This window comes from Asticcacaulis sp. (assembly GCF_051956075.1).
Lineage (GTDB): Bacteria > Pseudomonadota > Alphaproteobacteria > Caulobacterales > Caulobacteraceae > Asticcacaulis.
The window spans coordinates 112,572-135,568 of sequence record NZ_JBQCGA010000061.1 but is presented as its reverse complement, the minus strand read 5'-3'; the positions used below and the strand labels follow the sequence as shown (position 1 = coordinate 135,568).

20 protein-coding genes and 1 tRNA gene are annotated in these 22,997 nt (G+C 62.9%); 11 read left to right on the top strand and 10 right to left on the bottom strand.

The genetic code is table 11. The features are described from left to right. From ACTHLA_RS17215 to ACTHLA_RS17195, 5 genes are all read right to left on the bottom strand, one after another. Positions 1–807, bottom strand: coding sequence for an MBL fold metallo-hydrolase (locus ACTHLA_RS17215; protein ID WP_440192360.1), 807 nt, complete (start codon positions 805–807; stop codon positions 1–3). Further along, on the bottom strand, positions 804–1,595 hold the full coding sequence (locus ACTHLA_RS17210) for a TatD family hydrolase (RefSeq protein ID WP_440192357.1): 792 nt from the start codon (positions 1,593–1,595) through the stop codon (positions 804–806). The genes ACTHLA_RS17215 and ACTHLA_RS17210 overlap by 4 nt, the downstream gene beginning before the upstream one ends. An 18-nt stretch (positions 1,596–1,613) precedes the next feature. Next, the gene (locus tag ACTHLA_RS17205; protein WP_440192354.1) at positions 1,614–2,615 is read right to left on the bottom strand and encodes a DNA polymerase III subunit delta'; all 1,002 of its coding nucleotides are present in this window, start codon (positions 2,613–2,615) and stop codon (positions 1,614–1,616) included. Then, positions 2,612–3,271, bottom strand: a complete 660-nt coding sequence (gene tmk / locus ACTHLA_RS17200) for a dTMP kinase (RefSeq protein WP_440192392.1) — start codon at positions 3,269–3,271, stop codon at positions 2,612–2,614. The genes ACTHLA_RS17205 and tmk overlap by 4 nt, the downstream gene beginning before the upstream one ends. 62 nt (positions 3,272–3,333) lie before the next feature. After that, positions 3,334–4,104, bottom strand: a complete 771-nt coding sequence (locus ACTHLA_RS17195; RefSeq protein ID WP_440192352.1) for a septal ring lytic transglycosylase RlpA family protein — start codon at positions 4,102–4,104, stop codon at positions 3,334–3,336. 331 nt (positions 4,105–4,435) lie between these two features. Here ACTHLA_RS17195 and ACTHLA_RS17190 point away from each other — a divergent pair. The 3 genes from ACTHLA_RS17190 (at position 4,436) to aat (ending at position 6,053) form a co-directional block, all read left to right on the top strand. Next, positions 4,436–4,525, top strand: a tRNA-Ser gene (locus ACTHLA_RS17190). Positions 4,526–4,687: 162 nt separating this feature from the next. Next, the gene (locus ACTHLA_RS17185) at positions 4,688–5,299 is read left to right on the top strand and encodes a hypothetical protein (RefSeq protein WP_440192349.1); all 612 of its coding nucleotides are present in this window, start codon (positions 4,688–4,690) and stop codon (positions 5,297–5,299) included. 112 nt (positions 5,300–5,411) lie between these two features. Next, positions 5,412–6,053: a leucyl/phenylalanyl-tRNA--protein transferase gene (gene aat, locus ACTHLA_RS17180; protein ID WP_440192346.1), complete on the top strand. Its 642-nt coding sequence runs from the start codon at positions 5,412–5,414 to the stop codon at positions 6,051–6,053. On the opposite strand, the gene ACTHLA_RS17175 is transcribed toward aat, so the two are convergent. Together ACTHLA_RS17175 and ACTHLA_RS17170 are read right to left on the bottom strand one after the other, a co-directional pair. Next, a complete protein-coding gene (locus ACTHLA_RS17175) occupies positions 6,050–6,805 on the bottom strand; it encodes a DUF2155 domain-containing protein (RefSeq protein WP_440192343.1) in 756 nt (251 codons plus the stop codon). The two genes, aat and ACTHLA_RS17175, sit on opposite strands and share 4 nt — an antisense overlap. A gap of 6 nt (positions 6,806–6,811) precedes the next feature. Beyond that, positions 6,812–7,207: an NADH:ubiquinone oxidoreductase subunit NDUFA12 gene (locus ACTHLA_RS17170; RefSeq protein WP_440192340.1), complete on the bottom strand. Its 396-nt coding sequence runs from the start codon at positions 7,205–7,207 to the stop codon at positions 6,812–6,814. Positions 7,208–7,504: 297 nt separating this feature from the next. On the opposite strand from ACTHLA_RS17170, the gene ACTHLA_RS17165 reads away from it, so the two are divergent. Further along, positions 7,505–10,255, top strand: a complete 2,751-nt coding sequence (locus ACTHLA_RS17165) for a TSCPD domain-containing protein (protein WP_440192337.1) — start codon at positions 7,505–7,507, stop codon at positions 10,253–10,255. Positions 10,256–10,305: 50 nt separating this feature from the next. Then, positions 10,306–10,806, top strand: coding sequence for a pentapeptide repeat-containing protein (locus ACTHLA_RS17160; RefSeq protein WP_440192334.1), 501 nt, complete (start codon positions 10,306–10,308; stop codon positions 10,804–10,806). A gap of 69 nt (positions 10,807–10,875) precedes the next feature. On the opposite strand, the gene aspS is transcribed toward ACTHLA_RS17160, so the two are convergent. Then, positions 10,876–12,753 carry an aspartate--tRNA ligase gene (aspS, locus tag ACTHLA_RS17155; protein ID WP_440192331.1) on the bottom strand — a complete coding sequence of 626 codons (1,878 nt, stop codon included), beginning with the start codon at positions 12,751–12,753 and terminating at the stop codon, positions 10,876–10,878. A 172-nt stretch (positions 12,754–12,925) separates the two neighbouring features. On the opposite strand from aspS, the gene ACTHLA_RS17150 reads away from it, so the two are divergent. The 3 genes from ACTHLA_RS17150 to ACTHLA_RS17140 all read left to right on the top strand — a co-directional run bounded on the left by ACTHLA_RS17150 (position 12,926) and on the right by ACTHLA_RS17140 (position 17,485). Further along, positions 12,926–13,600, top strand: a complete 675-nt coding sequence (locus ACTHLA_RS17150; protein WP_440192328.1) for a chromosomal replication initiator DnaA — start codon at positions 12,926–12,928, stop codon at positions 13,598–13,600. A gap of 64 nt (positions 13,601–13,664) precedes the next feature. Beyond that, positions 13,665–15,932, top strand: coding sequence for an RNA degradosome polyphosphate kinase (locus ACTHLA_RS17145; protein WP_440192325.1), 2,268 nt, complete (start codon positions 13,665–13,667; stop codon positions 15,930–15,932). Between the two features lie 74 nt (positions 15,933–16,006). Continuing rightward, on the top strand, positions 16,007–17,485 hold the full coding sequence (locus tag ACTHLA_RS17140; protein ID WP_440192322.1) for a Ppx/GppA phosphatase family protein: 1,479 nt from the start codon (positions 16,007–16,009) through the stop codon (positions 17,483–17,485). Between the two features lie 18 nt (positions 17,486–17,503). On the opposite strand, the gene rnd is transcribed toward ACTHLA_RS17140, so the two are convergent. Continuing rightward, positions 17,504–18,652, bottom strand: a complete 1,149-nt coding sequence (gene rnd, locus ACTHLA_RS17135; RefSeq protein ID WP_440192319.1) for a ribonuclease D — start codon at positions 18,650–18,652, stop codon at positions 17,504–17,506. Between the two features lie 104 nt (positions 18,653–18,756). Between rnd and purM the strand changes: the two genes are divergently transcribed. Further along, a complete protein-coding gene (gene purM, locus ACTHLA_RS17130; protein WP_440192316.1) occupies positions 18,757–19,803 on the top strand; it encodes a phosphoribosylformylglycinamidine cyclo-ligase in 1,047 nt (348 codons plus the stop codon). A 30-nt stretch (positions 19,804–19,833) separates the two neighbouring features. Next, positions 19,834–20,421: a phosphoribosylglycinamide formyltransferase gene (gene purN / locus ACTHLA_RS17125; protein ID WP_440192313.1), complete on the top strand. Its 588-nt coding sequence runs from the start codon at positions 19,834–19,836 to the stop codon at positions 20,419–20,421. Positions 20,422–20,555: 134 nt separating this feature from the next. Here purN and ndk read toward each other — a convergent pair whose 3' ends face one another. Then, positions 20,556–20,972, bottom strand: a complete 417-nt coding sequence (ndk, locus tag ACTHLA_RS17120) for a nucleoside-diphosphate kinase (protein ID WP_440192310.1) — start codon at positions 20,970–20,972, stop codon at positions 20,556–20,558. Positions 20,973–21,067: 95 nt separating this feature from the next. Here ndk and ACTHLA_RS17115 point away from each other — a divergent pair, with 95 nt between their 5' ends. Beyond that, positions 21,068–22,969 carry an ABC-F family ATP-binding cassette domain-containing protein gene (locus ACTHLA_RS17115; protein WP_440192307.1) on the top strand — a complete coding sequence of 634 codons (1,902 nt, stop codon included), beginning with the start codon at positions 21,068–21,070 and terminating at the stop codon, positions 22,967–22,969. Positions 22,970–22,997: the final 28 nt, after the last annotated feature.

The window sequence follows — 22,997 nt, the reverse complement described above, 5'->3', positions numbered from 1 at the left end:
TTAAAGTTCAACGTCAACTTCCATCTGATCATAGGCCGGTACGACATTTTCGGGCAATTGCGCGCGCAACACGTCGTAATCCATATCCTGATGCAGATTGGTCAGGATGGTCAGTTCCGGCTTGACGCGCTCGGCCCACGCCAGGGCCTTATCAAGATGCGCATGGGTCGGATGCGGTCTGAGGCGCAAGGCGTCGACGATCCAGACCTTGACGCCCTCCAGCGCGGCAAAGCTTTCTTCCGGCATATCGGAAATATCGCTGGAATAGGCGATAGGTCCAAAGCGATAGCCGACGGAGCGGATCGGACCGTGCGCTTGGTCGAAGGTCAGGACGGGCAGGTCGCCCCCCTCACCCGCTATGCGCCACGCCGTTCCGTGCTTGGGTATGATGTGCGGCTGGCAGATGGCCGGATAACCGAACTTGCCTTCAAACACATAACCGAAACGTGAGGTCAGAGTCGCATGGGTGGCGGCGTCCATATAGCCCTGGATCACCCTGTCGCGGCCAAACGTATAGGCGCGCATATCGTCAATGCCGTGGGTCTGATCGGCGTGATCGTGCGTCCACAACACGGCGTCGAGCTTGCGGACGCCAGCGCGGATCATCTGGTCGCGAAATTCCGGCGAAGTGTCCACCACCACAGAGGTCAGCCCATCCGAACCGTCATAGACGCCGAGCCACAATGAGCAACGCGTGCGGCGGTTTTTAGGGCTATCCGGATTGCAGGCGCCCCAATAGCCGTCGATGCGCGGTACGCCGGTCGAACACCCGCAGCCCAGAATTTTGGCGCGTAGCAGACGGTTCATAAGCGCGGTATCCTGTCAAACAGGGCAAAAAAGGCGTCGTCATTGCGCGCTATGGTCTCGTCGAGGCTCCAGCCGCGAATGTCCGCCAGCTTGTCAAACACATAAGGTACAAAAGCCGGTTCATTGCGACGTCCGCGCATCGGGATCGGCGCCAGATACGGGCAGTCGGTTTCAACGATAATGCGGTCGGCGGGCATGTCGCGGATGACGGCGCGCACCGATTCGGCGGCTTTGAAACTGGCTATGCCGGACACGGAAAACCACGCGCCCAGCGCTGCGCACCGCCGCGCCAGATCCGCGCCGCTGGTGTAACAATGCAGCAGCATGCGATAGGCGCCTTTGGCGTATTCGTCTTCGAGAATCTCGCCCATGACGTCGTCGGCTTCGCGCGTATGCACGACCAGAGGCAGGCCGCTTTCACGCGCCGCTGAGATGTGGGCGCGGAAGACCTGCGCCTGCACGTCGCGCGGGCTGTAGTCATAATGGAAATCCAGTCCGCATTCGCCAATGCCGACCACCTTGTCGGCCTCGGCGAGGTCGAGCAGATCGCGCGCCGTCAGGTCCGGGTTTTCGCGCGCCTCATGCGGATGCGTGCCAACCGTAGCCCAGATGTCGTCATGCGCTTTCGCCAGGGCGTAAACCGCGTCAAAATTCGACACGCGGTCGCAGATGTTCAGCATCAGCCGCACTCCGGCCGCGCGGGCGCGCGCAATCACCGCGTCCCGGTCATCATCGAATTGCGGAGCGTGCAGGTTGACGTGAGAATCAATATATTGACGTGAAGACACAAAATCTACCAAACGACTTTAAGAAACCTTCGATATTTCATTGTATATAGACCAGAAATAGTCAGCACGATCCAGATTGACCGCTTCGGTTTCGCCTACGGCCTGACTGAGTTTCGACCACAGGTGCGCCAGTCCCTGGCCTTTTTGCGGCGTTTCCGCGCTCAGGGCGCGTTCGTGTACGCGGTCGGCCAGACAGGCCATGAAGGTCGCGAATTTCTGCGCGCCGTTATTCTTGGCCGAATTGGCCTTGAAGCCCGCTGCGGCGGTGATCAGGTCCCCGCGTGGCGGCAGGGGGTGGCTGAGCAGCCGCTCGGCGAAGGCGTCCATTTCCAGCGCGCCCTCCTCCAGCAAGGACAGCGCCCGCCCCGGCGCGCCATGCGCCAGATGCACGAGCCGCGTCAGATCGTCCTCGTCCAGTTCGACGCGCGCCTGCACGAATTCGCGCACCTGCGCATCGGTCCACGGCGTAAAGCTCAGGCGGCGGCAGCGCGAGCGGATGGTCGCCAGCAGCCGTCCGGGCGAATGCGAAATCAGAAACACAATGCCCTTGTGCGGCGGCTCCTCAAGGACTTTCAGCAAGGCGTTGGCCGAGTTGATATTGAGATCATCGACCGAGTCGATGATGCAGACACGATAGGCCGAGCGCGACGGCGCCTTGGAGAAGAATTCGCCGACCTCGCGCACGGCGTCCACGCTGATCGACTTCTTCAGCCGCCCGCCATCCATTTCGCGCTCCAGCACCAGCAGGTCGGGGTGGGTGGCGGCGGTGATCAGGCGCACATCGGCGTCGTCCGGCGCCATGCCGAGGGCGCCGTTGCGAGGATCGCGCTGACGGCCCATCAGGAAGCGCGCGCAGCGAAAGGCGAAGCTGGCCTTGCCCAGCCCCTGCGGGCCGCACAACAGCCAGGCATGGTGCAGGCGTCCCTTCTCGAACGCCGTCGCAAAGGCGCGATCGAGCGCTTCGCCGTGCTCATAGGCGAAGGTTTCGCGCGGCGTCGGCACGGGCGAAGGCTCGCTCATGTCCGGCGCTCCAGATCGGGAAAGGCGGCGACGACAGACGCCCAGACCTCGGCGGCGATGGCCTCAATCGTGCGGTCGGCGTCGAGGACGCGATAGCGCTGCGGCAAGGCGTCCGCGCGGCGCAGAAAGCCGTCGCGCAGGCGGGCGTGGAAGGCCAGACCCTTCGACTCGAACCGGTTTTCCATATCGCCGCGCGCCTGCGCCCGCGCCAGCCCGGCTTCGGGCGGCATGTCCATGACGAGGACCAGATCAGGTTGCGTATCGGCGACCACGGCGGCGTCAATCTGTTCGATCAGTTCTGGCGCCACGCCGCCACCCGCCCCCTGATAGGCGCGCGACGAATCGGCGAAGCGGTCGCTGACCACCCAGGCGCCGCGCGCCAGAGCCGGGCGGATGACGGTTTCGAGGTGGTGGCTGCGCGCGGCGTACATCATCAGCAGTTCGCTCATCGGCGACCAGCGCCCGGCCTCGCCGCGCACCAGCAGGTCGCGCAAGGCTTCGGCGCCCGGCGATCCGCCCGGTTCGCGCGTCGAGACGACCTCCAGCCCGGACTCGCGCAGACGCGCGACCAGCGCCTTGAGCTGGGTGGATTTGCCCGCGCCCTCGCCGCCCTCAAAGACGATGAAGCGCCCGCGGTTTGGGTCTGTTGCGTCGATCTTGCTCACCTTGGCAGATAGACGGGTTTCGGCGTAATTCTCAAGCGCAAAGTGCGCCAAATTTAATCCGCGTGGGCCAGTATGGCGTCGCGAAAACCGGCGTCAATGGCCGCCTGCCGGTGGCCTTCGGCGACCGAAGCGCCCTTGAAGGGGCCGAGGTAGACGACGTAAAGACCGCCGCGCTTGTCGATACGGGCGGCGTCGATGCGGTCCTGCGCGCGCTCGGCGTTGTCCTTCTGCGAAAAGGCGCCCAGTTGCACGATGTAACGCGCGTCGTCGCCCTCGCCTGCGGCGCTGGCGGTATAGGCGGGCGTGGCGGTCATGCGGTCGGCGGGGCCGAGCCATTTGATGCGCACCCGCGCCGTGCCGGAGGCGTAAACGCCCAGAGCCTTGGCCGCGCCGCGCGACAGGTCCATGACGCGGCCATCGACGAACGGACCGCGATCATTGACGCGCACCTGAAGAGTGCGGCCATTGTCGAGATTGGTGACCTCAACAATGCTGGGCAGGGGAAAGGTCTTGTGCGCGGCGGACAGGCCGTCGGGGTTGAAGACCTCGCCGTCCGCTGTGCGCGTGCCGGACTCCTCGGCGTACCATGAGGCGACGCCGGTTTCGGTATAGCCCTTGTCGGGAATGTCAGGATAATAGGTCTTGCCGCGCACGGTATAGGGGCGGAAATTGCCGGAATTGTATTGCGGGCTGGACGCCACCTGCGGCCCGCCGGGGCCGACGCTGTACCGCGGCCCGGAAACGCAGCCCCCCAAAATCGCCAGCAAAACCAGCGGCGACAGCCGAACAGCTAAGGCAATATCTGAACCGTTCCGCCCGGACATGGCGCGACTTTCCACTCGATTTCCGCATTTTGCAGACCTTGCATCCTAACACGCATGTGCAAAAGCTTGGTTAAGATCCGTCAACCCTGTTGCGGATTTCACGCCCTGCCCTGTGCGGTTTCCTGCGCCTTCCGCTCAAGCTGGACAAGTGGCTGAGTGGTTTAAGGCAGCGGTCTTGAAACGCGTAACCTGTGCGACAGGTTGCGAGTTCGGCGGAGCGCAGCGCAGCCAAAACCGCCAGCCGCCGACAGGCGGCTTTTCCGCATAATTTCCGACATCTCCGACTTGGCAAGCGCATCGCGCCACGCTACAAGCGCCTTCCGCTCAAGCTGGACAGGTGGCCGAGTGGTTTAAGGCAGCGGTCTTGAAAACCGCCGTAGGTGGAAGCCTACCGTGGGTTCGAATCCCACCTTGTCCGCCAATTTTCAGAATAATTACAGCATATTGCAACCGTTTCGCCCGAAGGGGCGTGAGGCATATTTTACCGTATCGTTTTATCCAGTCTAGCAAATGGGTAGTTGCCTTCAAACTAGCCTGATGCGTGTGCTTGCGATATCTTCTAGGAAACAGGAGACGACGAATCATGGGGTGGCTGGAATTCATCGCAACAATCGTCAAGGCGCTTGCTTGGCCTATAGCTGCTGTCGTCGGGTTTGTTCTCTTTCGTAAATCAATCTTGACGCTGTTAAGCTCTATATCGAAAATATCACACGGTGAAACGGCCATTAATTTCGATCGTCAAGGGAAAGAAGTTGGCGCTTCTATAGTAGCCGATCAATCGACATTGCCATTACCGCAACTTGAAGCCGTCGCCTCTATTACGACAGAGAACATTGGCAAGATTGTAAAGACTTGGTCTGAGCTAGAAGGCATTGTTCGGCAAAGACTGATCACGAAAGGTGTGGATCGGGCCGAGTCCCTATCAGGCAAGCCAGTGATCGTGGCAGCTCGCCATCATAATCTAATCACTAGCGATCAAGCTAACTCGCTAATGGGCCTTCTTACAATGCGGAACCTAGCGGTACACGGGCGCGAGGATGAGATTAGCGATGCACGGACTAATGAGTTCCTCGTCTTAGCCGATGCCATAAAGACGGTCCTAGAAATGACCGCAGGACAACAAATCGCGGCTGGTATTGTTGGGCAAGGGGAACTCGCCACAATGAACGTCGCGGACCTTAAGGGGCGCATATGAGCAATCGGAGGGCCGCTCCTCCTTCCAGACGCCATCCCCCCACCGCCCAGCATTGATCACACAAACCCTGCCGCTATAATCCGCCCCGACTCGCAAAAGGCAGGATCGCGGCTTGGCTGAATTTACGCTTGATGACCTGATTCAGTGCTACCGCACCGGCGTGTTTCCGATGTCGGACGCCCGCGACGACGAATATCTGTTTCTGGTCGATCCGCCCTTGCGCGGCGTCCTGCCGCTGGACGGCTTCCACGTGCCGTCGCGGCTGGCGCGCAGCGTGCGCAAGGACGATTATGTCATCCGCGTTGACACCGCTTTCACCGAGATGATCGAACTGTGCGCCGAGGAGGCCCGCAACCGCACCTCGACCTGGATCAGTCACGCCATTCAGGATCTGTATCAGGCCCTGTTCGCGCGCGGGCTGGCGCACAGCGTCGAGGTCTGGCGCGGCGACGATCTGGTCGGCGGCCTCTATGGCGTGGCCATTGGCGGCGCCTTTTTCGGCGAAAGCATGGTGTCGCGCGCGCGCGACGTGTCAAAAATCGCTCTCGTGCATCTGGTGGCGCGTCTGCGTGTCGGCGGCTTCACCCTGCTCGACTGCCAGTTCCAAACCGAACATTTAAGCCAGTTCGGCGTGGTCGAAATCAGAAAGGCGAATTACCTGAAAAAACTGGCGGACGCCGTTGATCGCAAAGCGGATTTTTATCTGCTGCCGCGCCACACTACGGGCCGTCAGGCGCTCGATGCGCTTGACTAAACCCCCGGCAGGGGCTGGCGGCAGCCGATCACCCAGGCGTCGTAATTGGGATGCTCGATCGGATTGAGGCTCGGCGCCGAGGCGAAGCTCCAGCCGTGAAAGATTTCGCGCGAGCGCACGGCGGGCGAATTGCTGGTGGCGGCGACCGGATTGGTGCGCACCTCCAGATAGGCCATGACATCGGGCGAAGCCTCGTCCGCCGCCGTCGTTTCACAGGCGCGCGCCGTATAGATCAGCCCCTTGTAACGCACCGGCTTGCCGATCGGCGCCTCGAAACGGATCGTCTCCGCCGTCACCTTGTCGAGCGCCTGAATCACCGCCACGGCGTAACGCGGACGCTTGAGCGGCGCCATATTGACCGATGAGCTGGACGAACTGGCGGCAGGCGGGGCCGCTTCCGGCGCCGCCGACGCCACGATCGAGGTGGGCGGCGCGTTCACAGGCGCAACCGCAGCGCTTGTCGCCGCCCGTGGCGCAGACGCCGACTCCGCCGTGACGGGTTGCGCGCTCTGCGGCGCCGCTGCGGCAGCCGGTTTAGCCTTACGCGCGTCCGGCACATAGGGCCGGTACTCGACGCCATCGACATAATAGGGCTGACGGTCGGCGTTATCGACATAGGCGGGCGCGCCATCGTCATTACCGCCGCCACGTTGCGGCGGGGCCACCTGCGCCCCGGCGGGAATGACCGTAAAGCCCACGGCCAGCCCCGCAAGGCCCAGAAAAACGGCAAACCTGGCGCGCGAACCGGTCATGACGCCTTACGGATTCCACGCCTCATAATCGCCTGCGGAGGCCGGACGCTCGCCCTCGGCGTTCAGCGAACCCTGCGGGAAGCGCGCGAATGGCGTGCCGCTCATGTTCGGCTCGTGCGCCTTCTCCCACGCCTTGCGGCGCAAAGGCTGCTCGCTGGGCGGCGTGTCGTAGATATAGTGCATCCAACCGTGCCAGTCGGGCGGAATCTTCGAGGCGTCGGCATAGCCCTTATAGATGACCCAGCGGCGCTTGCGCCCCTTGTCATAGGACTTCCGATCCGTGCGGTCCTCATAATATTTGTTGCCGAACTCGTCCGTACCGACGAGACGGCCACGCTTGCCGATGGTCAGAAGGGTGCCGACGGTCGCGCCGCTCCACCAGAGAAAAATCTTGTCCAGCAAGGTCTTGTCATCCCGAATATGAACGCCGCGCGTCCGAACACAGTTCCGGCTCTCAGAGCGCCGCGCGGCTTTGGCCGAATATGAACGCCGCGCGTCCGAAACACAGCCCGACTTATAGAGCGCCGCGCGGCTTTGGTCAAAGCCCTTACCGCGCTGCCGCGTAAAATTCTCAGGCCCAAGCGGCATCAATATATTGTGGAGCGTTCGACAAAAGACGCCATATTTATTGCGGGAAGCCGTCCTTATGGTTAACCTCCTCGCGATTTACGCGAAAACCGGCTTCATTTTCGGGGAGCGATGATGTCCAGCCTGCCGCCCGCCCTCATCCGACTGTGCCCAGGCCTTGATCTGGAAGGGCGCGAGATCGAATGCGCCGCCGGTTCGCGCTGGCTGATCTGCCCGCGCGACATGACCATGGCCCAAGCCGAAGCCTGGCTCGACTGGGGTGATTCGCTGGCCCGCGACCTGCCGTCCGACGCCCAGCCGCGTCAGCGCGATGAGGACGACGTGTTCGACGGCGCCGTCGCCGATTATGCGCACCGCCTGTCGCAATGGGGCCTGAAACTCGGCTATTTCCGCGACAAGACCGACGCCGCCGCCTTCGCCGAAGCCATCGAAGCCACCATGCTGGCCGGTCTGGCCGCGCCGGGACTAGGCCGCGCCTCCGGCCATCGCGTTCACCCGACTGCGGGCGACCGCCTGCCCGCCGCCATAGAAGCCGCGCCGCTCTATCTCGACGATCACGGTGGTCGGACGATGCTGAGCCAGCGGCTCGTCGCCGCGCGCGGTCGCCATTTAAGCCGCCATGTCAGTCGGCAACTGGCCGAGGCGCTGGACGGCGTCACCGACGCCATCGCCCGCAGCGAAGGCGATCACCGCACATCGCTGCGCCACAACACCGCCCTCGCCCGCGCCGCCGCCCGTGCGCGTCGTCTCGGCGCCAGCGACATGCTGATCGCGCGCCAGATCCAGTCCGCCGCCACACACTGGAGCGACAGCGCCGATCCCGAAGTGGCCAGCGATCCGTTCCGCGCCGTCATTGCGCCGCGCGATCTGGTCGCCGCCGGTGATCCGATGGCGGTTCTGGCCGCCGAAACCGCGCTGGAGGCCGGGCCGCTGGCGCTCGTCTTCGACCCGCGGGAGGCCGAGGCTGTCGAAGCCCTGGCCTATGCGCCGCGCGCCGCGATCCATCTCGCCCGCTTTTTTGACGAGTCCAGCCGCTTTGCGCTGGACGCCTTTTTGGAAACGGTCGGCCTGTGGACGCGCGCCCTCGACATCGAAGCCGCCATCGGCTTCAGCGCCGACGCCGACCATGCCCGCCGCCGCGCGGCGCAGCGCCCGCTGGCCCTGACCCTGGCCGGATTTGGCGAGGCTTTGACGGCGCAGGGCCTCTCTTTGCGCGACAGCGCCGGGCTCGATTACGCCGCGCAGATTTTCGCCCTGTTCGAGGCGGCGGCGCTGGAAACCTCGTCGCAACTGGCGGGCCATTTAGGCGCCTATGACGACTTCGCCGCCGAGAAGGCCGAACGGCTCGACTGGCTGAGCCAGCTCACCTGGCGCACCGGCGAACTCAAGGGCCACGGCGACCTCAAGCCGCACGCGCTCGACCTGATCCAGTCGGCGGCCAAACGCGCGCGCAGCCTGGGCCTGCGCAACAGCCAGATCACCGCCATCTATGACGATCCCGAACTGGCTTTGCGCCTCGGCGCCCGTCTCGGCGCGCAAGCCATCAGCGACGCGACGACGCAGATGGAGGCGGGCGACGGCGCCTTCATACCGACGCTCAAACCGTGCGTCATCGCCGGTCTGCGGGCGCTGGGCGTGGACGCTTATGAGGCGCGCCGCCACCTGCTCGGCACCCGGACTTTGCAAGACGCGCCGCATATCAACGCCGCCACCTTGAAATGGAAGGGTTTGAGCGACTTTGAAATCAGTCGCTTGCAGGACGCCCTCCTGACGGCCAGCAGTCTGCGCGAGGTCATCTCGCCGCGCTGCCTCGACGCCAACTTCATCCGCGACATCTGGGGCCTGAGCGAGGCGGAGCTGAACGCGCCCGACCTCGATCTCCTCACCCTGATGGGCTTCTCCGCCGACGAAATCGCGGCGGCGGACGCGCACATCTTCGGCCATCGCGACCCGGAAGCGCTGAAACTGCTTGGCGACGCCGCCTATAATTTACTGGCGCCCTGGTCCGTCAAGGGGCAGGCCGCCCTGCGCCAGCGGCTCGAAGCCTTCACCGACGCGCCCGACGCCACGCCGTTTGCCCTGGATTGGGATCAGGGCGTGTCCGATGTGATGAAACTCTATTCGCTGGCGGCGTCCAGCGGCCTGCGCGCCCTCAGCGTGACGCGCGCCGACGCCCCGCCCGACTTTACGCTCGACATTCCCGATATCGACGAAGCCCCCAGACGCCTGGCGCCTGAGCCGGTCGCGCCGGAACCTGCCCGCATCATCGAAAAGGTGGTCGAGCGCGCGCGCCAGCGCACCAAGCTGCCCGACCGCCGCAAGGGCTACATTCAGAAGGCGGGCGTCGGCGGTCACAAGGTCTATATCCATACCGGCGAATACGAGGATGGCGGCCTCGGCGAAATCTTCATCGACATGCACAAGGAGGGCGCCGCCTTCCGCTCGCTGATGAACAATTTCGCCATCGCCATCTCGATCGGCCTGCAATACGGCGTGCCGCTCGATGAATTTGTGGACGCCTTTGTGTTCACACGCTTTGAACCCGCCGGACCGGTCACCGGCAATGACCGCGTCAAGTCGGCGACCTCGATCCTCGACTACATCTTCCGAGAATTGGCTATCTCCTATCTGGACCGCGACGATCTGGCCAATGCCGATCCCGAAGCGCTCAACGCCGACGGTCTCGGCCACGGCGACCGCCCAGCGGAGACGCCCGACGACGCCCTGCCCGCCTCGCATCTGATCTCAAAAGGGTTCGCGCGCGGCGCCCATACCGACAACCTCGTCGTCGTGCCGTTCAACCGCGCGCGCCGCGAAGTCGTTAACCCCTCGCCGGACGCGCATGATATAGAAGAAGGCTGATGGCCCGTCTCTTGCTTCGGGCAAAGCAACTCCAGCCAAGGTGTTCTTTTATGAAACATGCCCCGCAACTGGCCATTCTGGCCCTGATGGCCACCCTTGCCATGCCAGCCCACGCGCAGAACGCCGCCCAGGTCGAGCGCGCGCAAAACGGCGCCAACTGCCCGAAGTGCAACCTGTTCCAGGCCGATTTCAACAATCGCACCCTGAAGAACAAGAATTTCGCCGGCGCGCGCCTGCGTCAGTCGGATATGGGCCTCGGCATCTTCAACGGCACGACGTTCGCGGGCAGCGACCTGCGCGACATTAACGGCTCCGGCGCCCTGTTCGGCCACGTCAATTTCGCAGGCTCTAACCTGACCAACGCCAATTTCGTCGGCGCCTATCTCGAACACGCCAATTTCCGCGGCGCGACCCTTAATGGCGTCAACTTCTCCGGCGCCGAAATGCGCACCGCCGTCGGCCTGACCCAGCGTCAACTCGACACAAGCTGCGGCGACGAATCGACCGAACTGCCGCAAGGTCTGCGCATCCCGGTCTGCCGCCTGAAATAGGGTGGCGAATTTTCTTACCGAACACACAAACTAAAAAGCCCGCTTCGTAACGAAGCGGGCTTTTCTTCATCAGGCGTTTTTCAGCGGCAGAGCCGTTCGGATATGCAGTTCTTTCAACTGCTTGTCCGCAACTTCTGACGGCGCGCTCATCATCACATCCTGGCCCTGCTGGTTCAGCGGGAAGGCGATGACCTCGCGGATGGCCGTTTCACCAGCCAGCAGCATGACGATGCGGTCAATGCCGGGCGCCAGACCGCCGTGCGGCGGCGCGCCGTATTTGAAGGCGTTGAGCATGCCGCCGAACTGGCTTTCGACCACCGAGGCGTCATATCCGGCGATATCGAACGCCTTGAGCATGATCTCCTGCTTGTGGTTCCGGATCGCGCCGGAGCACAGTTCGTAACCGTTGCAGACGATGTCGTACTGATAGGCCAGGATGTCGAGCGGGTCTTTCGTCTCCAGCGCCTCCATCTCGCCCTGCGGCATGGAGAACGGGTTGTGCGAGAAATCGACCTTCTTTTCGTCCTCGTTCCACTCGAACATCGGGAAATCGACAATCCAGCAGAAGCGGAACTGGTCTTCATCGACCAGACCCAGATCGGTCCCGACCTTGGTGCGCGCTAAACCTGCGAATTTCACAAACTCATCCACCTTGCCCGCCACAAAGAAGGCGGCGTCGCCATTGCCGAGCCCCAGTTGCTGACGCAAGGCTTCGGTGCGTTCCTCGCCGATATTCTTGGCGATCGGACCGGCGGCCTCAATCGGCGCCGTATCAAAATCACTACCAGTGCCATCGCCACTACCAGCTCCAGCACCTTCACCACCACCAAAACCGGCACCTTCGTCGTTACCTTGAGCATCCGATTTACGCCAGAAAATATAGCCAAGCCCCTTCTGGCCCTCGCCCTGCGCCCAGCTGTTCATCTTGTCGCAAAAGGCGCGCGAGCCGCCGCCCTTGGCGGGAATCGCCCACACGGCGGTCTTGTCCTGCTCCAGAATCGAGGCGAACACCTTAAAGCCCGACCCGGCGAAATGCGTGGACACGTCCTGCATTTCGATCGGGTTGCGCAGGTCCGGCTTGTCCGAACCGTACTTGCTGATCGCTTCCTTGTAGGGGATGCGCTGGAACGGATAGCTGGACACGCGCTTGCCATTGCCGAACTCGGTGAACAGGCCGTGCATGACCGGCTCGATGGCCGCGAACACGTCTTCCTGCGTCACGAAGCTCATCTCGATATCGAGCTGGTAAAATTCCAAAGAGCGGTCGGCGCGCAGGTCTTCGTCGCGGAAGCACGGCGCGATCTGGAAATAGCGGTCAAAACCCGACACCATCAGCAACTGCTTGAACTGCTGCGGCGCCTGCGGCAGGGCGTAGAACTTGCCCGGATGCAGTCGCGACGGCACCAGGAAGTCGCGCGCGCCTTCCGGCGACGAAGCGGTCAGGATCGGCGTCTGGTACTCCAGGAAACCCTGTTCGACCATGCGGTTGCGGATCGACTGGATCACGCGCGAACGCAGCACGATATTGCGATGCAGGGTGTCGCGGCGCAGGTCGAGGAAGCGGTTTTTCAGACGGATTTCTTCCGGGTATTCCGGCTCGCCGAACACCGGCAGCGGCAGTTCGGCGGCTTCGGACAGGACTTCGACATCGCTGACCTGCACTTCGATCTCGCCGGTCGGCAGGTTCGGATTGATCACATCGGCGTCGCGCTTGACCACCTTGCCATCGACGCGGATCACGCTCTCGGCGCGCAGACGCTCGACCTTGGCGAAACCGGGCGAGGACGGATCGAACACCAGTTGCGTCAGACCGTAATGGTCGCGCAGGTCGATGAACAGAAGCCCGCCGTGGTCGCGTTTGCGGTGGATCCAGCCTGACAGGCGCGCCATGGAGCCGGCGTCGGATGTGCGCAGCGCGCCGCAGGTGTGAGAACGGTAGATGTGCATAGGTAAAAAGCCGAAAAGCTATGGGAATTTGTCGCCGCGCAGGACACACGACGCGCCCGCAAAGTCAAGCCTTTTTGCCCTTTTCCATCAACAGCCGCGCGCTTTCATCAACAGGCGCGCGCATTGCCACGCCCGCCGCCGACGCCTAAATTACACGACAAAGGAAACCCGCTTGTCCGTCCAGTTGCCCCTCGATCTCGCCGCGCCCGACCGCTACAGCCGCGAACGCTTTATCGCGACGCCTGCGTTGCGCGACGTGCTAAGCGTGCTGGACGCGCCGGAAACCTGGCTGTCGCCGCACCTGATTCTGCTGGGCGGCCCCGGCAGCGGCAAGACGCATATGGCGCATATATTCGCCGTGCAGACCGGCGCGCTGTTGTTAAGCGCCGCCGACACCCAAACGCTCAATCCGTCCGCGCTTGAGCCGCGGCCCTATGTCGTCGATGACGCGGAAAACGCCCGGCAGGACACGCTTTTCCACCTCATAAATCACATTCAAAAAGAGCAACAATATCTTGTTTTAACGACAAAGACTCAGCCGATTGCCTGGACAATCGACATCCCCGATCTCGCCTCGCGCGTCCGCGCCATGCGCCTTCTCGCCCTGCCCGAACCCGACGAAGCCCTGATGGTCGATATCCTGCACAAGCTGTTTCATGAGCGCGCAATCTCGCCCTCGCCCGACCTGATCGACTATTTGGCGCGCCGCATCGACCGCTCCGTGGCGGCGGCGCAAAAAATTGTCACAGATTTAGAGCATTATGCCAATGGACGTCCGTTCAACCGGACCCTGGCCCGCGCCTTTATCGAAGCCCATCAGGGCTCGCTTTTTGACGATGAAGGCTAGTTTTTAAACAAATCGGGCGTAATCTTCTCCCAAAACGTCCCCAAAAACGTCCATAGCTGTTGTCATGACCGATTCGACCGCCACCGACCTGCCCGCGCCCACCGAAGCGCCCCTGTCCGCCCTGTCCGAGCCGGTTGAAACCAAGCCTGCGCCTAAACAGAAGGTCTATGATTTCAGCCATGACGCGCCGCTCGACCCGACGCTCTATGTCAACCGCGAACTGAGCTGGCTGGCCTTCAACCAGCGCGTCATCGAAGAGGCGAAAAATCCGCGCCATCCTTTGCTGGAGCGCCTGCGCTTCCTGTCGATCTCGGCCAATAACCTCGACGAATTCTACATGGTGCGCGTCGCGGGCCTGCAAGGTCAGGTGCGCGAAGGCGTGCGCGTCCTCAGCGCCGACGGCCATACCCCCACCGAGCAGCTCGAATCGGTCAACCGCGCCGCCGGTCAGCTCATGAGCCGCCAGCAGGCGATCTGGACCACGATCCGCAACCAGTTGCACGACGAAGGCCTGATCGTGCTGCAACCGAAGGACGTCAACAAGACCGACCACGTCTGGCTGGAAAAGCAGTTTGAAAGCCAGCTTTTTCCGGTGCTGACGCCGTTGGCCATCGACCCGGCGCACCCCTTCCCGTTCATCCCCAATCTCGGCTTCTCGATCGTGCTGAAGCTGAACCGCCGCCGCGACGCCAGGACCATGTACGCGCTGGTTCCGATCCCCACCGGCGTCAAGCGCTTCTGGGAGATCGCCACAGCGGCGCGCAAGCCCGGCGAAACCGGGCCGCAACGGCGCAAATTCATCTCGCTGGAAAACTTCGTCAGCCTGTTCCTGGGCCAGCTCTTTCCCGGCTTCGACATCGTCTCGCGCGGCCTGTTCCGCATCCTGCGCGATTCCGATATCGAGCTTGAGGAAGAGGCCGAAGATCTGGTGCGCGAGTTCGAAGCCCTGATCAAACAGCGCCGCCTCGGCTCGGTGGTGCGCGTCGAAATCGACGCCTCCATGCCCGAAGACCTGCGCGACTTCATCACCGGCCACCTCAACGCCAAGGCTGAGGACGTGGTGCTGGTCGGCGGCATACTCGGCATGGCCGAGGTGTCGCAACTGATTCCGCGCGACCGTAACGACCTGAAATTCAAGCCGTTCGAGCCGCGCTTCCCCGAACGCATCCGCGACAATGGCGGCGATATTCTCGGCGCCGTGCGCGAAAAGGATATTCTGGTCCACCACCCGTTCGAGAGCTTCGACGCCGTGGTGCAGTTCCTGCGTCAGGCGGCGCGCGATCCGAACGTCATCGCCATCAAGCAGACGCTTTACCGCACTTCGAAGGACTCGCCCATCGTCGCCGCCCTGATCGAAGCCGCCGAGCAGGGCAAGAACGTCACCGCCCTGGTCGAGATCAAGGCGCGCTTCGACGAAGAAGCCAATCTGCGCTGGGCGCGCGCCATGGAGCGCGCGGGCGTGCATGTCGTCTATGGCTTCGTCGAGTACAAGACCCACGCCAAGCTCAGCGTCGTCGTACGACGCGAGGGCGAATCTTTGCGCACCTACTGTCATTTCGGCACCGGCAACTACCATCCGATCACAGCCAAGATCTATACCGACCTGTCCCTGTTCACCGCCAATCCTGAACTGGGCCGCGACGCCATGCGCGTGTTCAACTACATCACCGGCTATGCGCGCCCGGACAAGATGGAGAAGCTCTACTTCTCGCCCGTCACCTTAAAACCCGGCCTGATCCATCTGATTGATCAGGAAATTCAGAATGCAAAGTCCGGCAAACCTGCGCAGATCTGGGCCAAGCTCAACGCCCTCGTCGATCCGACCATCATCAAAAAGCTCTATCAGGCGTCGCAGGCGGGCGTGCAGATCGACCTCGTGATCCGCGGCATCTGCTGCCTGCGTCCGGGCGTTGCGGGCGTGTCGGAAAATATCCGCGTCAAGTCGATTGTCGGTCGCTTCCTCGAACACGCGCGCATCGTCTGCTTCGCCAACGGCCACGCCATGCCGTCGGATCAGGCGCGCGTCTTCATGTCCTCTGCCGACTGGATGAGCCGCAATCTCGACCGCCGCGTCGAAACCATGATCCCCATCGAAAACCCGACCGTGCATCGTCAGGTGCTGGATCAGATCATGGTCGCCAACCTCAATGACGAGGCGCAGAGCTGGTCGCTGGGCAATGACGGCGTCTATCACCGCATCGACACCAGCCATTTCGACAAGCCGTTCTCGGCGCACGACTACTTCATGACCACTCCGTCCCTGTCCGGTCGCGGGCGCGGCGTCAAGGATCTGCCGCAGGCCTTCGACCATATCGGCGCCCGCAAGGGATAACGCCCTTTTGAACTGGTCAAAAAGCGCCAAACGCTTTATGCGCTTTGAGGTTACGCGACCGGAGGCTGGCTTCCTTGAACTATAACACCGCCGTCATCGACATCGGCTCCAACTCGGTGCGTCTGGTCATCTATCGCGTCGAAGGGCGTTCGATCTGGCCGATCTTCAACGAAAAGGTGCTGGCAGGTCTGGGCCGCGATCTGAAGCTGACCGGCGCCCTGCATAAGGGCGGCCTGAAAGAAAGCCTGATCGCCCTGCGCCGTTTCAAGGCGATTCTCGAATCCTACGACCTCAACGGCGTCCACGCCGTCGCCACCGCCGCCGTGCGCGAGGCCAGCGACGGCCCTGACTTCGTCGCCCGCGTCGCCCTGGAAACCGGCTTTCAGGTCCGCGTCCTCAGCGGCGCCGAAGAGGCCTGGTACTCCGCTCAAGGCGTGCGCTGCGGCCATCTCGACGCGCATGGCGTGGTCGGCGATCTCGGCGGCTCGTCGCTTGAACTGATCGACCTCGACGCACCCGCCGAGGTCGCGGGCGTCACCCTGCCGCTGGGGCCCTTCGCGCTCGGCGCGCCGCAGCCCATCGACCTGAATCGCGCCACGCAGCAGATTCGCGAACAGTTAGAACCGCTTAAAGGCCGTTTTATCAATCCCTACTTTCACGCCGTCGGCGGCGCCTGGCGCAATCTGGCGCTGATCTGGATGATGAAGCAGCACTATCCGTTGCAAATTGTGCAACAGTTCGAGATGCCTGCGCGCGAAGCGGTGTCCATCGCCCGCCTGATCGCGAGCCAGTCCCTGTCTTCGCTGGAAAAACTGCCCGGCGTCTCCAAACGCCGCATTGAAAACATCTCCTACGCCGCCCTCGTCCTGCAAGGCCTGATCGAAGAATTGAAATTCGAGAGCCTGTGCTTCTCCGCCTTCGGCCTGCGCGAAGGGCTTCTGTTCGACGCCATGCCGGAAACCCTGCGCCGCGACGATCCCCTGATCGCCGGTTGCGCCTCGCTGGGCGCGCGCCTGGGCATCAATGATGAACTTGGCGTCGCCCTGGCCGACTGGTCGCTGGAATTCTGCGCCAGTTGCGATCAGGCCCTCTCACCGCCGCCGGAAAAACTGGTGCGCGCCGCCGCCAAACTCGCCGATATCGGCGCCTGCCTGCACCCCGATCACCGCGCCGATCTGGCCAGCGATCAGGTCTTGCGCGCGCCCATCCCCGGTCAGAGCCATGAGGAACGCGTCTTTCTCGCCTGCGCCCTCTATACCCGCTATTCCGGCGATCCCTATACGCGCGAACCGGTGCTGACCGGTCGCATTCTCGGTGAGGACGGCCTTCTGCAAGCCACGCGCCTCGGGCTTCTGCTCCGCCTCGGCTGCGATCTGTCCGCCAAATCAGCGCCGCTTCTGGGCCGCTCGCACATCCGTCAGGACGGCGACAACCTCACCCTCAGCGCCAAGGCCGGATGGGAAGACCTGCTGCTGGGCGAACAAACGCGCCGCCGCGCCAAGGCGCTGGCGCAATCCCTAAAGCTGAACTTGAACATTATCAGCTATACCTAGGAAAAGCCTAAGCTTTCCCTATTCCAGCTCAACCAGCTCCACCTTGGTCCCGTTCAGGACCAGAGCCAGTTCGCCGTGCTTGAGCCGCAGCGCGTCCTCGCCGAACACCTGCCGCCGCCAGCCTTCCAGCGCGGGCACCTTCGCCTTGTCGTCGAGCGCGATCTTTTCCAGATCGGCCACGGTCGCCAGCAGTTTCGGCGCCACGCCCTCCTCCTCGCAGCGGATGCGCAACAACACCTTCAGCAGCTCCACCACCGAGGCGGGCACCTGAACCGGCGGACCGGATTTCTCGACCTTGGGCGCATAGGCCTCCGGCTCTTTCAGCACCTTGCGCAGTATCTCCGCCAGTTCCAGCCCGAACTTCGACGACCCGAACCCCTTGGAGGTCGAACGCAGATGATCGAAGGCCGCCGATTCGGTCGGCAATTGCGTGGCGATCTCGTCCACGCCCTCGTCTTTCAGGATGCGGCCACGCGGCATGTCGCGCTCCTGCGCCGTGCGCTCACGCCACGCCGCCACCTGCGCGAAAGCGGCCATGTACTTGGTCGAGGTCTTGCGCGGGCGCAACCGCCGCCACGCCTGATCTGGATCGGTGGCGTACAGCGCCGGATCGGTCAGGGCGATCATTTCTTCCGCCACCCAGTCGAGCCGCCCCTGCTTCGCCAGCCGGTCGCGCAGCTTGGGATACAGTTTGGCCAGATGCGTGACGTCGCCCAACGCGTATTTCAACTGCTGTTCGCTCAACGGACGGCGCGCCCAGTCGGTGAAGCGCGAGCCCTTGTCGATGTCGATCTTGAGTTTCTGCCGCACCAGCGAATCGTAGGCGACCTGATCGCCATAACCCGCCGCCATCGCCGCCACCTGGGTATCGAACACCGGCTTGGGCAGCACGCCGAGATTGACGAAGATCTCCATATCCTGCCGACAGGCGTGAAACACCTTCAGCACCTTCTCATCGGCCAGAATGTCGAGAAACGGCGTCATATCGAGACCGGCGGCCAGCGGATCAATGATCGCGGCGTGGTCCTCGCTGGCGGCCTGAATCAGGCACAGCTTGGGCCAGTAGGTCGTCTCGCGCATGAATTCGGTGTCGACCGTAATGAAAGGCGCGGATTTTATCGCTTCGCAAAAGGCGATCAGATCATTCGTGTTTGTAATTGGCGTCATTTTGTAGCTATAGCAAACGCGCTTCGGCTTTAAAGCCTTATTGTCATATCGAGATTCGATTTATACCGCGCTCTAGCAGCAAAGCGTTAGCGCAAGGAAGAGAAATGTCTGAACCCAGCGGCGCCTCCACACCTTCCAATGGCCTCACCTACGCCCAGTCCGGCGTCGATATCGACGCGGGCGAGGCTCTGGTGGACGCGATCAAGCCGTTGGCCAAGGCGACGCGCCGTCCGGGTGCGGAGGCCAGCCTCGGCGGCTTCGGCGCTCTGTTCGATCTGCGCGCCGCCGGTTATGACGATCCGCTGATCGTAACCACGACCGACGGCGTCGGCACCAAGCTGAAGATCGCCATCGAGACGCACCGTCACGACACGGTCGGCATCGACCTGGTGGCCATGTGCGTCAACGACCTGCTGGCTCAGGGCGCGGAGCCGCTGATGTTCCTCGACTATTACGCCACCTCGAAGCTGGACGTCGATACGGCGCGTCGCGTCGTGGCGGGCATAGCCGAGGGCTGCAAGCGCGCGGGCTGCGCGCTGGTCGGCGGCGAAACGGCGGAAATGCCGGGCATGTACGGCGACAGCGATTACGATCTGGCCGGTTTCTCGGTCGGCGCCGTGGATCGCAACAAGGTTCTGCCGCGCTTCGACGATCAGCGCGCGGGCGATGTCATCATCGGCCTGGCTTCGTCGGGTCCGCACTCCAATGGCTATTCGCTGATCCGCAAGGTGATCGAAGTCGCGGGCCTGTCCTGGTCGTCCGAAGCCCCGTTCGCCAAGGACATGTCGCTGGCCCAAGCCCTGCTGGAGCCGACGCGCATCTATATCAAATCGGTGCTGCCGCTGATGAAGGCGGGCCTGATCAAGGGCGGCGCCCACATCACCGGCGGCGGCCTGATCGAAAACCCGGATCGCGGCGTCGCCGAGCATCTGACGGCGCAGTTCGACTTCGACGGCTGGAGCTTCCCGCCGGTGTTCCAGTGGCTGATGGAGGCCGGGAATATCGACAAGACCGAGATGCTGCGCACCTTCAATTGCGGCGTCGGCTTCGTCCTGTATGTCGCGCCGAAAGACGCCGACGCGGTGCTGGCTGCCCTGCTCAATGCAGGTGAAGACGCCTTCGTGTGCGGTCAACTGGCGGCTCGGATTTAAGTTTCAAAAATTTATCCACTACGGCCCGCAATGACCTCTCCTAAAACACGCACGGCCATCTTTATCTCAGGTCGCGGCTCCAACATGATGGCGTTGGTCGAAGCGGCCAAGGCGCCGGATTTTCCCGCCGAGTTCGTGCTGGTGGTCGCCAACGATCCCGAAGCGCCGGGCCTGCAATGGGCGGCGGAACGCGGAATCAGGACCTTTGCGCTCGATCACAAGCCGTTCGGCAAGGACCGCGAGGCGCATGAGCGCCAGATCGACGCGGCCCTGCGCGCCGAGGGCGTCGAATTCATCTGTCTGGCCGGTTATATGCGCGTGCTGACGCCGTGGCTGGTGTCGCAGTGGGCAGGGAAGATGATCAATATCCACCCGGCGCTCTTGCCCGAATTCAAGGGCCTGCATACGCATGAGCGCGCGCTGGAGGCGGGCGTGTCCGAACACGGCGCTTCCGTGCATTGGGTGACGCCGGGCGTGGATGAGGGCGAGATCATCGCCCAGGCGCGCGTGCCGGTGTTTTCTGACGATACGCCGGAGCGGCTGGCGACGCGGGTGCTGGCCGAGGAGCATCGGCTGTATCCGCAGGCGCTGCGCAAAGCGTTAGCGGCGTCTAAGTAACGGGGTCTGGGGCTCGGCGCCCCCGGTCAACTGGCCCCAGCCTTTCCTTTATCCATAAGAAAAGCCCGGCTCTTTGGCCGGGCTTTTCTTATGGATAGCGAAGATGTGGGGCAATCGCCCCCACGCCCCGTCACTTAGCCGACGATATCGGCTTCCGAGAAGAACTGCGCGATCTCGATCGCCGCATTCTCATCCGAATCCGAACCATGCACCGAATTCTCACCGATCGACAAAGCGAATTGCTTGCGGATCGTGCCGTCGGCGGCCTGTTCCGGGTTGGTCGCGCCCATGACTTCGCGGTACTTCGGCACGGCGTTATCGGCTTCCAGAACCTGCACCACGACCGGCGCGGCGGTCATCTGCTCGACCAGCTCGCCGAAGAAAGGACGCTCCTTGTGGACGCCATAGAAACGCTCGGCCTGAGCGCGGGTCATGTGGACGCGGCGCTGCGCCACGATGCGCAGGCCCGCGGCTTCGATCACGGCGTTGATCGCGCCGGTCAGGTTGCGGCGCGTGGCGTCCGGCTTGATGATGGAGAAGGTACGGGACATGGGAGGTTCCATTTTTGCTTGGTATTTAAGATTGGCGCGCTTATAGCGACCTCCATCCGGTTCGCCAACCCTGAATTTTCCGAAGTTTTCGCGACATGCTGCAAATCAACGCCCTGGTCTTCGACGCCTATGGCCGCCGCTTCTTCGACGGCGCCAGCCTGACCCTGGCGCCGGGCGTCAAGGCGGGCCTCGTCGGCCTCAACGGCGTCGGCAAATCGACCCTGTTCAAACTCATTTTAGGCCATCACCAGCCCGGCGGCGGCGAGATCCTGATGCCGAAGGGCTGGCGCGTCGCCTCTGTCGATCAGGAAATCGCCGCCTCGCCGCAGCACCTGATCGACGCAGTTCTGGCGCTCGACACCCGCCGCGCCAATCTGCTGAAAGCGCTGGAAACCGCCGATCCGATGCACCAGGCGGAAATCCATCACGACCTCTACGCCATCCAGGCCGACCGCGCCCCGTCGCGCGCCGCCGAAATCCTGTCCGGCCTCGGCTTTTCCAATGCCGATCTGACGCGGCCCATTTCGGACTTTTCCGGCGGCTGGCGGATGCGCGCCGCCCTGGCTGGCGCCCTGCTGGCTGAGCCCGACCTGCTGCTGCTGGACGAACCGACCAACTATCTCGACCTCGAAGGCGCTTTGTGGCTGGAAGCCAAGCTTAAACGCTATCCGAACGCCGCCCTGATGATCTCGCACGACCGCGACCTGCTCAATGAAGCCGTGGACGCCATCGTGCATGTCACCGGTCAGAAGCTCGACTATTACAGCGGCAATTACGACAATTTCGAGCAGATGCGCGCCGAAAAGGCCCGTCTCAACGCCGCCAACCGCGCCAAGCAGGAGGCCGAGCGCGCCCACCTGCAAGGCTTTATCGACCGCTTCGGCGCCAAGGCCAGCAAGGCGACCCAGGCCCAGTCGCGCATGAAGAAACTGGCCAAGCTGCCGCCCATCGCCGCCAATATCGAGGACCGCGTCGCGCCCTTCCTGCTGCCGTCGCCCGAGAAACAACTGGCCCCGCCCGTGCTGCGCCTTGAAGACGTCAGCATCGGCTATGACGACGCCGTCATCCTGCGCAACGTCAATATCCGGCTCGATCCCGATGATCGCATTGGGGTTTTGGGCGTCAATGGCGCCGGTAAATCGACCTTCGCCAAGCTGCTGGCTGGCGCGCTGAGCGAAAAGCACGGCGTGCAATGGCGCGACCGGCGCATGACCGTCGCCTGGTTCCATCAGCATCAGATCGAGGCGATGGACCCGGAAGACACGCCGCTGGAAATGATGCGCCGCGCCCGCCCGGAAGAGACCGAGTCGAAACGCCGCGCCCGCCTCGGCTCCTTCGGTATGACCGTCGAAAAAGTCGAAACCAAGGTCAAAGACCTGTCCGGCGGCGAACGCGCGCGCCTGCTGCTCAACATGGTGGCGATGGACGGGCCGCACCTCTTGATCCTCGATGAGCCGACCAACCACCTCGACATTGATTCGCGCCGCGCCCTGCTCGACGCGCTCAACGACTACGAAGGCGCGGTGCTGATCATCACCCACGACCGCTCTCTGGTCGAACTGGTCGCCGACCGTTTGTGGCTGGTCGATCAGGGCACGGTCAAGACCTTCACCGGCAGCATGGACGACTACGCCAAACTGGTCATCGAACGGGCCAAGACCGCTACGCGCGAAGACGCCGCCGCCAATGCGGCGCCCAAACAGGCCAATATCAATTCCAAGGAGGCGCGCAAGGCCGCCGCCGCTGCGCGTCAGGCCATCGCCCCGCTGAAGAAGAAGGCTGACGACCTGGAGCGCAAGATCGAGACGACCGGCAATCAGATCAAGCTGCTCGACCACAAACTCGCCGATCCCGATCTTTATACAAAAGATAAGACGAAGGCCGTAAGTCTTGGAAAAGACAAGGCGAAACTGGAAAGCGATCTCGTTCGCCTCGAAGCCGAATGGATGGAGGCCGCCGAGGCTTACGAAAACGCCCGCCTGGAAGCGGGCGTTTGAAGCGTTTCCCCAAAAAGTGTCTTCACTT